Annotated in this window: 13 protein-coding genes; 8 read left to right on the top strand and 5 right to left on the bottom strand. The window is 62.9% G+C overall.

Going from position 1 to position 12,360, the window contains the following annotated elements; translation table 11 throughout:
• Positions 1 to 279: 279 nt before the first annotated feature.
• The 6 genes from Pan44_RS05410 (at position 280) to folK (ending at position 4,915) form a co-directional block, all read left to right on the top strand.
• On the top strand, positions 280 to 534 hold the full coding sequence (locus Pan44_RS05410) for a biotin/lipoyl-containing protein (protein WP_145028014.1): 255 nt from the start codon (positions 280 to 282) through the stop codon (positions 532 to 534).
• A gap of 163 nt (positions 535 to 697) precedes the next feature.
• Positions 698 to 2,044 (top strand): PQQ-binding-like beta-propeller repeat protein, encoded by a 1,347-nt coding sequence (locus Pan44_RS05405; RefSeq protein ID WP_197453880.1) that lies wholly within the window; start codon positions 698 to 700, stop codon positions 2,042 to 2,044.
• A 109-nt stretch (positions 2,045 to 2,153) separates the two neighbouring features.
• On the top strand, positions 2,154 to 3,044 hold the full coding sequence (locus Pan44_RS05400; protein ID WP_145028012.1) for an RAD55 family ATPase: 891 nt from the start codon (positions 2,154 to 2,156) through the stop codon (positions 3,042 to 3,044).
• Positions 3,045 to 3,165: 121 nt separating this feature from the next.
• Positions 3,166 to 3,897: an SDR family NAD(P)-dependent oxidoreductase gene (locus Pan44_RS05395; protein WP_145028010.1), complete on the top strand. Its 732-nt coding sequence runs from the start codon at positions 3,166 to 3,168 to the stop codon at positions 3,895 to 3,897.
• A gap of 117 nt (positions 3,898 to 4,014) precedes the next feature.
• Positions 4,015 to 4,389 carry a dihydroneopterin aldolase gene (gene folB, locus Pan44_RS05390; RefSeq protein WP_145028008.1) on the top strand — a complete coding sequence of 125 codons (375 nt, stop codon included), beginning with the start codon at positions 4,015 to 4,017 and terminating at the stop codon, positions 4,387 to 4,389.
• The gene (folK, locus tag Pan44_RS05385; RefSeq protein WP_145028006.1) at positions 4,367 to 4,915 is read left to right on the top strand and encodes a 2-amino-4-hydroxy-6-hydroxymethyldihydropteridine diphosphokinase; all 549 of its coding nucleotides are present in this window, start codon (positions 4,367 to 4,369) and stop codon (positions 4,913 to 4,915) included. Before folB ends, folK begins: the two co-directional genes overlap by 23 nt.
• On the opposite strand, the gene Pan44_RS05380 is transcribed toward folK, so the two are convergent.
• Entirely contained in the window at positions 4,899 to 5,414 is a 516-nt protein-coding gene (locus tag Pan44_RS05380; RefSeq protein WP_145028004.1) for an SRPBCC family protein, read from the bottom strand. The two genes, folK and Pan44_RS05380, sit on opposite strands and share 17 nt — an antisense overlap.
• A 166-nt stretch (positions 5,415 to 5,580) precedes the next feature.
• Here Pan44_RS05380 and Pan44_RS05375 point away from each other — a divergent pair, with 166 nt between their 5' ends.
• The gene (locus Pan44_RS05375) at positions 5,581 to 6,624 is read left to right on the top strand and encodes a dihydrodipicolinate synthase family protein (protein ID WP_145028002.1); all 1,044 of its coding nucleotides are present in this window, start codon (positions 5,581 to 5,583) and stop codon (positions 6,622 to 6,624) included.
• A 29-nt stretch (positions 6,625 to 6,653) separates the two neighbouring features.
• Here the strand turns inward: Pan44_RS05375 and Pan44_RS05370 are convergent, their stop codons facing one another.
• Positions 6,654 to 6,959, bottom strand: coding sequence for a M23 family metallopeptidase (locus Pan44_RS05370; RefSeq protein WP_145028000.1), 306 nt, complete (start codon positions 6,957 to 6,959; stop codon positions 6,654 to 6,656).
• A gap of 216 nt (positions 6,960 to 7,175) precedes the next feature.
• Between Pan44_RS05370 and Pan44_RS05365 the strand changes: the two genes are divergently transcribed.
• Positions 7,176 to 7,853: a hypothetical protein gene (locus Pan44_RS05365; protein ID WP_145027998.1), complete on the top strand. Its 678-nt coding sequence runs from the start codon at positions 7,176 to 7,178 to the stop codon at positions 7,851 to 7,853.
• Positions 7,854 to 8,187: 334 nt separating this feature from the next.
• On the opposite strand, the gene eutC is transcribed toward Pan44_RS05365, so the two are convergent.
• From eutC to Pan44_RS05350, 3 genes are read right to left on the bottom strand one after another with little or no spacing between them, the layout of a single operon-like run.
• Positions 8,188 to 9,096, bottom strand: coding sequence for an ethanolamine ammonia-lyase subunit EutC (eutC, locus tag Pan44_RS05360; RefSeq protein ID WP_145027996.1), 909 nt, complete (start codon positions 9,094 to 9,096; stop codon positions 8,188 to 8,190).
• Entirely contained in the window at positions 9,093 to 10,631 is a 1,539-nt protein-coding gene (locus tag Pan44_RS05355) for an amino acid permease (RefSeq protein WP_197453879.1), read from the bottom strand. The genes eutC and Pan44_RS05355 overlap by 4 nt, the downstream gene beginning before the upstream one ends.
• A gap of 9 nt (positions 10,632 to 10,640) precedes the next feature.
• Complete coding sequence (locus Pan44_RS05350) at positions 10,641 to 12,050, bottom strand: ethanolamine ammonia-lyase subunit EutB (RefSeq protein WP_145027994.1); 1,410 nt, start codon at positions 12,048 to 12,050, stop codon at positions 10,641 to 10,643.
• Positions 12,051 to 12,360 lie beyond the last annotated feature (310 nt).

The following is a 12,360-nucleotide window of genomic DNA, read 5'->3' as shown; positions in this document are numbered from 1 at the left end:
CCCCCTCGGTGTCAAACACCTCCGCACTGTTCCCAATCCCCGCCCGTGCCTGAGAGATGCGCGCACGGCTGGTCACGTTTTCAGGATGGGCCAGTACGTCGTTGGCTTGCGTCGTTGCCGCAAAATGCCCTGCGGTGACGAGAGACGACCTGTTGTGAAAAGGTGACTCGCCCTGGCGAACTGCGGGGGAGTCACTCACGCCGGAAATCGGCGATCGGCAACCATTCTCAGTCTCTTTCCAGGCCCACATCGAGTCCAACCACCTTCTACACTCCCACCATGTCTCCTGACCGCGAAATCCTACTCCCGGAACTTGGCGCCGGCCCGCATCCCATTCGCGTCGTGCAGTGGCTCGTTGATCGTGATTCTGAAATCCTCGCCGGCGACCGGATCCTCGAGGTGGTCGCCACCAGCGTGCTCTTTGTCGTGAATTCACCCTGGTCCGGCATCCTGCGAGCGCAACGCGTCAGCGTCGACGAAGTGGTGAACCCGGGGGACATCGTCGCGGTCATCGAGACTTCGGAGGACTCATGACGTGCCGGGGCGTTGAGAGAGTCGGCCTGGCTTCGGGGGATCCGGCCATCCTCGGCGGGTCGCGTAGATTCCCCTCAGCGCCCCCTTGCCGGCATGGACAGAACGACGCGGCGTGTGATGCAATCCTGCATCGCCTTCACAACAACTCCGGTCAGGTGGCCTGATGCGCACAAATTCGCTGGCTCTGTTTCTGGCCATGACTGCCGGCCTCGTGCCCGTCGCGGCGCTGGCCGACGACTGGCCCCAGTGGTCAGGGCCAAAACGCGACGCCGTCTGGCGTGAATCCGGGATTGTCGACAGGTTTCCGGAAGGGGGCCCTCCGATTCGCTGGCGAGTGAAGATCGGCGGAGGATATGCAGGTCCCGCTGTGGCGCAGGGGCGTGTCTTCGTCACGGATCGGCAGTTGAAACAAGGGGCGTCCGATCCTTCGAACCCGTTCGAACGCGGGGCCATTCCGGCGACCGAGCGCGTTCTCTGCCTTGATGAGAAGGACGGTCGCGAGATCTGGAAACACGAGTACGACTGTCCCTACACCGTCAGCTACCCCGCCGGTCCCCGCTGCACTCCGACCGTCGACGGCGACCGCGTTTACACGCTGGGCTCAGAGGGCCACCTGTTCTGCTTCCGGGTGGCGACCGGAGAGATCGTCTGGTCGAAGCAACTGCTCAAGGACTTTGAACGGAAGCGTTCGCCCGTGTGGGGCTTCGCCGCTCATCCACTCGTTCATGGGGACAAGCTGATCTGCCTCGTCGGAGGGGAGGGAACCGCCGTCGTTGCGTTCGACAAGGGGACCGGCAAGGAACTCTGGCGGGCGGGAGATTCCCTGACCGACCATGCGCCGGGTTACTGTCCGCCCATGATCATCGAGCACGGCGAACGTGAGATCCTGCTCGCGTTCTATCCCGAAGGACTGCATGCTCTCGACCCGGAAACCGGCAAGTCGATCTGGTTCTACGAGTGGGAGATTCAGAACGGCCTCACCGTCCCGATGCCCCGAGTCGTCGGCAACCGCATCTTTCTGACGACCTTCTACAACGGTTCGCGGATGCTGCAGCTGTCGGCGGACGGCGGTTCCGTCTCGGAAATCTGGAAACGTAAGGGGCGCAGCGAGCGCAACACCGATGCCTTGCACTCGATCATGCCCACTCCCTGGTTCGATGGCGGCCTGATCTTCGGGATCGACAGCTACGGCGAGCTCCGGTGTCTGGACGCGGCCAACGGCGACCGCCTCTGGATGACCTACGACGCAACCGGCGGCAAATCCGATCGCTGGGCCAACGCGTTCCTCGTGAAGCACGACGATCGCTTTTTCATTCCCAATGAAAAGGGGGACCTGATCGTCGCCAGGCTCGACCGTGACGGTTACCACGAGCTGAGCCGGGCGCACCTGATCGAACCAACCGGCAGCGCCCAGCAGCGCAAGATCGTGTGGTCCCACCCGGCCTTCGCCAATCGATCCATCTATCTCCGCAACGATGAAGAAATCGTCAGCGCCTCGTTGGCGAAATGATCTCTCCGATCTTCTCCGGTGGTCAGCGTGTCCACCCGTTGTCCCAAACCTTCATCTTCAGACTTCAACGTCATCCTGTTCGTTTCCGTTCCATCGCTCAGTCCTCTCCATGTCTGCTGCAAAACGCATCCAAACCGGCATCCCCGAACTCGATTCCCGTCTGGGAGGCGGCCTGCTTCCCGGCACGCTCACGGTCATCCTCGGGGCCACGGGGATCGGCAAGACCCAGCTCGGTGTTCAGTTTCTCAATCATGGCCGCGCCCAGGAGGGGGAGCGGGGCATCTTTTTCGACATGACCTCCCGCGGCGATAGCCAGAGCCACGAGGAATATGCCGAGCGTCTGTGTCAGTGGAAGCTGACGACTTTCGATGACGACGGCGGCCCGCCGGCCGACTTCCTCTGGAACAAAGCCCGCGCCCGCCGCGATGTCTGCCACCTCTTCAAGAACGTCGGCCGACGCGTGAGCCTGCAGGACCTCAATGAGGATCAGCAGCGCGAATGGCAGGCGGATCTGAACCGTCGTCTCGACCAGACGATCCGCTTTTTCTACGGCAACTTCGTCCACGGAGTGCGACGCTGCATCATCGATGGCGTCGAACCGGTCGAGCGCGCGAGCGATTCGTTCCAGTTCGAGACTTTCGAGTACATCTACCACCAGCTGCTCCGCAAGGAGTCCGACTGGGTGGCGCGTGACCTCTTCCGCGCCCAGTTCCGCGAGCAGGCGGAAAAGGTCGCCGCCCACGCCTACAACCACCAGGACGTGGCCTGCGTGATGCTCTGCACGTCGCACGAAGTCATGCTGGATGACCTGATCGAACGTCCGATTGAAACGGGCGACGTCCTCGCCAATGCCAACACCATCATCCTCATGGGCAAGACGCGCGACGGCAGCCGCACCGGCCGGGCCCTGTATGTCGCCAAGCACCGTGGCAGCGCCTGCGAAGAGAGCATCTGGCCCTACCGCATCGACGGCGAACGAGGCCTCGTCGCGGTGTCATAGGCTGCGGCCCTGGCTTCCATCCCGTTTCTAAGTCCCTGTTCACCTTCACGGCTGATCGTTTCCACGCTCGCTGTCTAGAATCGCTCCGTTGGAATCGAGTCCGCGACGAAGAGGGCCGCTCATGGATCTTAGAGGACAGAACGCCATCGTGACCGGCGGCGCCGTCCGGCTTGGACTGGCCATCGCGCACAAGCTCGCGTTCGAGGGGGCGAATGTCTGCGTCCATTGCCACAGCCATGCCGGCGAAGTGCAGGGCGTTCTCAGCGAACTCCGCGGTCACGGTGTCGCCGCGGTCGCCGTCGCCGCGAGCTTCACCGAACCTGTCGCGGCCGCCCAGGCCGTCTTCGAGCGTGCGAACAGCGAGCTGGGGCCGGTCTCGATTCTCGTGAACAACGCCGCCATCTTTGAAGCGGCGACGCTTGCCAGCACCACCGAAGATCGATGGCGCCGGCACCTCGCGATTAACCTCCAGGCCCCGGCGTTTCTCTGCCGCGAATTCGCTGAACGCCTCCCCGAAGGCCGCCAGGGCAGTATCGTGAACATCGCCGACTGGCGCGGCCTCAGGCCCCCCGCGGGACACTTGCCCTACACCGTCTCCAAGGCCGGGCTGATCGCCCTTACGAAAGTGCTCGCCCAGGAACTCGCCCCCCGAATCCAGGTGAACGCAGTCGCCCCGGGAGCGATCCTCCCTCCGCCGGGGGCCGGGAAAGACGCCCTCAAGGAGATGGCCGAACGAAATCCCCTCCAGCGAACCGGGCGAGGCTCCGACGTCGCGAACGCGGTCGCCTACCTGTTGAAGTCGGAATTTATCAATGGCGAGGTTCTTCACGTCACGGGCGGCGAGGAACTGTGATTCGCACCGCCTCCGTGGCATGATGATTCCCGGCGCGGAGAACGCGCCTTTCTGTATTCTTACTGTGAAACGGCGAACCCGTCGCCGGTTGGTCGGCAGCCTCGCCGACGCCACATCATGACCGACTTCATCGAAATCGAAGATCTGCTCGTCCGCACCATCATCGGCGTCAATCCTGAGGAACGCGAGAACCGACAGGATGTCGTCATCTCTCTGCGGCTCGACACCGACCTCCGGCCAGCGGCCCGCACCGACTCCATCGACGACGCCGTCAACTACCGCACCATCACCAAGTCCGTGATTGCGTTCGTCGAGCAGTCGAGCTTCCACCTTGTCGAGAAGCTGGCCGAGGAGATCGCCCGGCTGTGCCTTCGTGAACCCCGTGTCGAGCGCGTGAGAGTTCATCTCCGAAAGCCAGGCGCGCTGCGGTTCTCCCGAACCGTCGGAGTCTGCATCGAGCGAAATCGAAATGACTTCCAGCCCCGGTCCTGATCCCGCCGGGCTGTCGACCGGGATCGTCGTGGTGATGCTCGGTTCGAACATCGCCCCCGAGCGCAATCTCCCCGCCGCGGTCGGGGAACTCTCAGGAATGGGCCGGATTCTGGCCGTTTCATCCGTCTGGCAGACCGCCGCCGTCGGAGACACGACCCAGGCCGACTTCTGCAATGCTGCTGTATTGCTCGAGACAGCTTCGAATCCCATCGAATTCCTGCGGCACCTGAACGAGATCGAGGCGCGCCTGGGCCGCGTCCGCGATCCGCGGAACAAGAACGCGGCCCGCACGATCGATCTCGATCTCGCGGTGGTCCCGGGACCGCCGCAATCGGTCGCCGGGAAGGCCCTGCCCGATCCTGACATCGCCGAACGGGTTTTTCTCGCGATCCCCCTCAGCGAAGTGCTGCCCTCTTTTCAGCTTCCCGACGGCCGGCCCATTACTGAAGTCGCCAGTCTGCTTCAGGAGCGTGACGCAGAAAAGCTTCGCCTCCGGCCCCGCCCCGACATCAGGCTCGCCCGCTGACGTCGCGTCCTCCGCGCGTTGAGACCGACTGTTCGAGCACCCGCGGAATCACCTCCCGCCGGTACTCGAAGATTCGCTTCACGTCCCGTTCCACGAACAGTCGGTTCGCGAGCCAGCCCCCCGGCACGCCGTATTCCACCCGGTCGTGGCACACGGTTCCACCGTCCAGTTCTTCGAAAACGTGCTCATGCCGCCACCAGCGGTACGGCCCACGACGCTGTTCATCCACGAATCGAAACGGCGGCTCCCACACAGTGATTTCCGACTGCCAGCGAATCGGAATGCCATGCAGCCTCAGGCGGTAGTCAATCCGGGTCCCCGCCGCGATCGCGATCGGCCGTGGCGTGATCACCTCGAAATTCAACCACGGCGGAGTGATGGCCTCCAGCTGAAACGCATCCGCGAACAGCGAAAACACCGTCTCGCGTTGCTGCGGGACCCACAGGTCCGTTTCCAGGAGCCACCCGCGCCCCGTCTCTCCCCTGCGAACAGTCACCATCAGACTCTCTCGATTCCCACTGGAGTTTTGGAACGACCCGGACGAACCGTAAGTTGTGTCGCAATGAAACTGCGGCTGATCCCGCCCAGCTGCCGTTCTCCCGAGAAATCCGAGTCGGTAAAACTCAGTCCTCACTCGTCCCGCACTTTCGCCAAACCGCCTAATCATGTCCGGAAGTCGACTTCAGGGAATTTTTACTCCCAACCTCGTTCCGTATCAGGCTGACGGCGGGATCAACGAAGGCGAACTCCGTCGCTACGTCGACTGGCTGATCGACCGCGGCGTCCACGGACTCTATCCCAATGGCTCCACCGGGGAATTCACCCGCTTCACGCCCGAGGAACGTCGCCGGATCGGCGCGATCGTCGCCGACCAGACCCGCGGCCGCGTTCCCATCCTCGCCGGAGCCGCGGAAGCCAACGTCAGGGAAACCCTCGCCGCCTGCGAGTACTATGCCGACCTCGGCGTGCGGGCCGTCGCCATCGTCGCCCCCTTCTACTACAAGCTCAGCCCGGGCTCGGTGTACGCCTATTTCAAGGAAATCGGCCGCAACACCCCGATCGACGTCACGCTCTACAACATCCCGCTCTTTGCGAGCCCGATCGACGTCCCGACCGTTCAGCGCCTCGCCGAGGAATGCGAGCGGATCATCGCCATCAAGGATTCCTCTGGCGACATCCCGCACATGATCCGCATGATCAAGGCGGTTCGCCCGAATCGCCCTGAGTTCAGCTTCCTCACCGGCTGGGACGCAGCGCTCATGCCGCTGCTCCTGGTTGGCTGCGACGGTGGAACCAATGCCTCCAGCGGCGTCGTCCCCGAGTTGACCCGCAAGCTCTATGAGCTGACCCTGGCGCGACAACTCGACGACGCCCGCGACCTGCAGTACGACCTGGTGACCCTCTTCGACACGATGCTCTACCAAGCGGAATTCCCTGACGGCTTCCGTGCCGCCGTCACGCTCCGCGGCTTCCAGATGGGGCAGGGCCGTCAGCCCCTGTCAGAGAAGCAGCATGCCGATCTCTCGGCCCTGAGTAATACTCTTCAGTGCCTGCTCGCGGCCCACGGATTCGCCGATCAGCCGGTCAAGGGGTGCACGCCAGTCGACGTGTGGTCGACGCCTCCCCAGGCCGGCAAGGTGCAGCCGGACGAGATCTCCCGCATCGTCCAGTCAGTCGTCGCCGAACTCAAAGGCCGTGGGATGATGTAGATCGGGCCACTCCGGCCCGTGTTCCCGTCTCAGGTCACTTCGATGGCGTGGTCGTTCATTGGAACCTGAAGGTCGTCCCGAATCGAGATCGCGACAGGACGCAGCACACCGGCGGGATCGATCGCATGAACGCCGAAGTGGAGGTGGGGCGCCGATGACGCCCCGGTATTCCCGACGCGGCCGAGTTCCATCCCTTCAGTGACGACATCACCGTATCCGACTGTGACCGAGTCCTTCTTGAGGTGGAAGTCGTAGTGGTCCAGGTCTCCTGACTTCACGATCACGAGATTGGACCATCCAGTCGCCAGCCGTCCCCCGACATCGTCGCTCGACACCGTGCATCGGCATGTCTACTTTCAAACGGCAGGCGCGGCCCGCGGTTTGGCGAACTGGAGACGACCCATGGTTGATCGACAGGCATTCGTTTACGTGCCGGGAGATATCAGAGGCCTGTTCCGGCGACTGAACGGGGCCTCAATGGTCGACATCCTGGAGACCCTGGACGCACTCCTCAAGGAGAAGAATTTCTTCCGAATGTCGGCCAGTACCGCATGCAGCTCGACAGTGCGGGCATTTTCGTCAAAAGGATGGAAGTGGCGATGTCCGCCGTGATGGCGAAGAACGGACACCAGACCACCTACGACCAGTTTGCCGCACGGAATGCGGAAATCCTGGCCCAACTCCCCGAGGATCAGCGCAACAACATCGCAGCCTACTTCAGCGGGTCGACCTCGATGCCGGGACTGACGCCCGGCAAGCTGATCGAACAATACCTGGCCTGGGCGAAACTGGCCGTCTTCAAAACACGGGTCGCGCTGGACAGAGGCGCCCCAAACCGCGCGAGCGACTTCTTCAAGGGATCGCCGATCGTTGCCTTTGGGGACCGATCGAAGTCCGAAAAACCCGAGGAGATTGCCGAATTCGCGAAGACGGTGCGTGGCGGCAACTGTGAAGAATTCTCCGCCACCGCATTCGTCGAACTCAAGCAAATGGGCGCGAGGCCCATCCGATGGTTCAAGCTGAACAATGCGGACCATGCCTTCGTCATGATTGGCCACCAGGGCCGCATCTTTCAGATGGATGATGCGATGCTCAAGACGCTCGGAGCTTCGATGGTCGTCTGCGACGCCTGGAATGACGACTATTTTATCGCCAGTCGAATCCCTGAGCGGCTGCCAGGTTACAAGGCCCCGTTCCACGCGACGAGTTATGCAGACTTCGGTTGCTGAGCGATCGGACGTTCAGGAAGACTTGCATCCTCGCCGCTCGCCCGCGCGACCACCCTCCACGCAGTCCTCAAGACTCCTCGGGCGCGTGGACATTCGCTGTCGCGGAGGCCGGCTCCCCAGGGGAGACCTGTGACGACCTGTGACAGCGAAGAACCGTCTGAAACATTGGAGTTCTGGACCTGTGACATGTGTGACGAACTTTGGTGTGCTTTTTCACTCTCTCTCGCGGGGCTGATCCCCCTCTGTGTGCGTTGCCAAAGAACGAACTCTCCACCCTGACGGGAGGGGTTGCGCATCGGGAAGAATCTTCGCATGCCTGAAGGGGCATTGGGCCTTAACCTTCCTTTGGGAAATTGGTTGCGTCGCGTGCCGCAGCGAGATCCTGACATCGAGCCGGGACGTTTTCGCCAGCGCGGAGGGCAGGTTGAACGTCCGGGCGGCCTAACGTATCCCCGATACTGGGGAATTGCCCGTCCATCAGCCTCTGACTGCTTTCTTCCTTCAAATCACATCCGCTGATCCGATGCAGCAGCATCTGGTCAATCAGGTTTGCAATGCGGTTGGCCGCCGTCTCCGGGCCCGTGCCGCGAGCATGGATGTTCGAAATGAGATTCCGCCGGGAATCGTTGTCCCCTTCGCGCGGTCGGTATGCGAGATAGGCCGAGAGGCTTTCCGCGGTCGCCAGGCCAGGACGTTCTCCGATCAGAAGGACGACGACGCCGGGCGCAATCCATTCTCCAATTTCATTCATGACGCCCACGCGGCAGCGATGGACGAGAATGAGTCGCCCGCTTCGCCATCCGCGGGCGGCGATGAGGGCGTCCAGACGTGGAAGGAGTTCCGGAACCTGTCGGATGACAGCTGCGGAAGAGAGCCCGTCGCCGATGACCAACTGGACATCGGGCTGCCGCGGGCAGGCCTGCGCGAGAGCCTCTCGAGCGGCCGGACCGAGGCGTCGCCCGAGATCGGGGCGGGCAAGGAACTGTGGCCTCGATTCGGCCTGACTCGTCACCTCAACGACCGGACGGCTCGCAAAGAAGCCCTCCGGGAAATCCCGCTCGAGCACGAGTTCCGTGTGAACGGCGTCGCGGGCCGCGGCGTGGTCGGCCCGGAGTTCCAACTGGGTTGATGTGCGGTAACTGAGTCCGCTGCGTCCGTGGAACAGGCGGGCGGGCGTCTGATCGCGGATTCTGTTGAGGAGCGGTGCGAGGTGGCCTGATGGTCCAAGGAGGGAGTCGTTCATGTCGTCGCCTCCTCCGGGACTTGAGACGGAAGGGATGACGCACCCATTCGAGCGTGTCGCAGCTCCTGCATGATGCGGGGCGGTCCAACAAAATGTCGACGCGCAGCGAGAAACCACCCGATCAGGAGAAGCACGCAGAGGCCCGACAGGACGATGAACGACTTGTCGTTCGGCGGTTGCATGCCGATGACAATCAACATGGTGCAGTACAGGACGCTCACCAGCGCCAGTGGTCGGAACCAGCGGCCGAGGTCCCACGGGCCCATCTGCTTCCACGACTTGCGGTAGACGATGAAGCCGATCGCGATCGGGAGGACATACGAGATGTACAGCGAGATCGTGCAGACGGCGGTGATCGTGGAGTACACGGGCGAATAGACGGTAAAGAGAAACGACGCGGCGGAGACTGTCCAGATCGCGGCAACGGGCGTTTTCAGATCGGGATGAACCGTCCGCAGTGAGTTCGAGAAGGGGAGACCGCCGTCGCGGGCAAAGGCGAAGGCCATGCGCGAGGCGGATGTCACTGTCGCGAGGCCGCACAAATACTGCGCGACGACGATGGCGCCGCAGAGAAAGTGGACGACGACTGGAGGAACGATGGCACGCAGCGTTCCGAAGAACACCGTGCTGCCTTGCGCGGCCGCTTCGGCGGGATCGGGAATCGCGAGAACGATGGCCGAGAGCATGATCCAGCCCGCGATGCCCGAGACGAGGACGGAACGCAGGATTCCGACGGGGACGGTGTGATCGGCGTTCAGCGTCTCTTCGGCGACGTGGGCCGAGGCGTCGAAACCCGTGATCGTATAGGCCGGAAGGAGCAGGCCGAGGGCGAAGAGCCAGGCGATCGATTCGGTGCCGGGCCAGACTGGAGAATCTGCCGGCTGTCCGCTGAAGTTGGAAAAGGTGATGAGGCGACTCAGGTCGAAGGACCGTGTGACGGCAAGCAGAACCACCGTGAGAACCAGTGACACGGTGAGGATCCAGTAGCCGCTGAAATCGGTCAGGCGCGTTGTCAGCCGGATCCCGAGGTGGTTGAGGATCGCCTGGGAAACCGTGATGACTCCGACGATGGAAAGTTGCAGGGAAAGGCCGGGCTCGACGTCCGGCAGGAAGGCCCTCGTCAGAAACTCGAAGGCGCCGACGTTGATCGCCGCCAGCACGGTGACGAGGCCGACGATGTTGAACCAGGCCGTCACCCAGCCCCAGCCTCGGCCGCCGAGAATGGCGGCCCAATGATAGAGACCGCCGGCGGTGGGAAAGGCCGAGGCCAGTTGAGCCATGGCTGCGGCGACCGCGAGCGACATCATGCAGGCGACGGGCCATCCAATCCCAATGGCCGCTCCCCCGACGCTGCAGTAACCGAGGTGGAATGAGGTCAGTCCGCCGGCGAGAACGCAGATGATCGAGAGTGAAATCGCGAGGTTGGAGAAACCCGACATCCGCCGGGCGAGTTCCTGCTTGTAGCCCAGGCGCCCGAGCATCTTGGCGTCATGAGCCCGAACGTTGGCGACGTCATCGGGAGCGGGGTCAGTCACAGGAGCCTTTCATGGATCGACGAGAGACATGGCGCTGGCCAGCAGTTTGCGGCCGGCTGCGGAGTCATCACCCGTGGGGTGGTCGCCGAGCGTCAGCGAATTCCTGGTGAGCCATGCCGCGAACTCCGGCGCCGGACGAAGCCCGAAGAGCTGGCGCATCGCAGCAGCGTCGTGGAAGCTTGTCGATTGATAGCTGAGCATTACGTCGTCGCCGCAGGGGACGCCCATGAAATAGTTGCACCCGGCGGCGGAAAGGAGCACCAGCAGGTTATCGGCGGAGTTCTGGTCGGCCTCGGCGTGGTTCGTGTAACAGACGTCACAGCCCATCGGCAGGCCCAGGAGCTTGCCCATGAAGTGGTCTTCGAGCCCCGCGCGGATGATCTGCCGCTCGTCGTAGAGATACTCGGGGCCGATGAATCCCACGACGGTGTTCACCAGGAAGGGATCGAAGGCGCGGGCGACGGCGTAGGCGCGGGCCTCCAGCGTCAGCTGATCGACGCCGTGATGGGCCTCGGCGGAGAGGGCGCTCCCCTGGCCGGTTTCAAAGTACATGACCTGCTCGCCAATCCAGGGAACGTCGCGCCGCCGATGCTGCTCGATCGCCATCTCCCGGGCTTCGCGAAGCTGCGACAGCGTGACGCCGAACGAGGCATTGGCCTCCTGGGTCCCGGCGACGGATTGGAAGACGAGGTCCACCGGGACGCCGCGCTCCATGCATCGCATCTGCGTCGTGACGTGAGCGAGACAGCAGGCCTGCGTCGGGATTCCCAGCTTCGCGATCAACCGATCGATGCTACTGAGGATGCTGGAAACGGAATCGACGGAATCGGTGACGGGGTTGATTCCGATGACGGCGTCACCGCAGCCGTAGAGCAGTCCCTCCACCGTGGTCAGGATGATGCCGCCGATGTCATCGGCGGGGTGATTGGGCTGAAGGCGAATGCCCAGAACGCCACGCTCGCCGAGCGTGTTACGGCAGCGGGTGACGTTACGGATTCGGCTCGCAACGGTGACCAGGTCTTTGTTGCTCATGAGCCGCGCGGCCGCTGCGGCCATTTCTGGCGTGATGGCCTTCTGGACCACGGGCCAGTCGACAGGCTGATCGATGTCGGCGGCGACGAGCCAGTCGCGGAACTCGCCGACGGTGAGTGAGGAGAACGGGGAAAACGCGGCGCGATCGTGCGTGTCGAGAATGAGTTGCGAAACGTCGTCGACGCCGGGATCGATGACCGGATCGTCGACGAAGGTTTTCAGCGGCACGTCTGCAAGGGCTAGTTTCGCCGCGACCCGCTGCCGTTCCGATGTTGCCGCCACGCCGGCGAGACGATCGCCCGATTTCTCCTCGTTGGCCTTGGCCAGGAGATCCCGAAGATTGGGGAAGTCGAAACGTTCGTTTCGGACGACATGACTGAATCGCATAGGCTCCAACTGGTCCTGTTCGGAGGGCAGTCACCAGTTAGCATCCAGCAACGGTGTCAAAACATCAACGCGATGTGCCGAGAGTCGGGTCGTCGTCCTCAGATTCTCTCACGGCTGCCCTGTGTCCGGTGGCGACAGGACGCAGGGCAGCCGTCGTTGTCATCGCAAATCATTGAGAGACGATGGTACAGTGCAGATGGCGACTCGCTTTTCTTACGTGCGATACTCCATCACTCATCAGGAATGCTGCGAGTTCAGTATTGAATCGCGATCCCCGATACGACGTCGCTTCGGCCTCTGATTCCCCCTC

Origin of the sequence: Caulifigura coniformis (genome assembly GCF_007745175.1) — a bacterium.
In the GTDB taxonomy this organism is placed as follows: Bacteria; Planctomycetota; Planctomycetia; order Planctomycetales; family Planctomycetaceae; genus Caulifigura; species Caulifigura coniformis.
The sequence above is the reverse complement of the archived record's forward strand: the minus strand, read 5'-3'. Positions and strand labels throughout refer to the sequence as shown.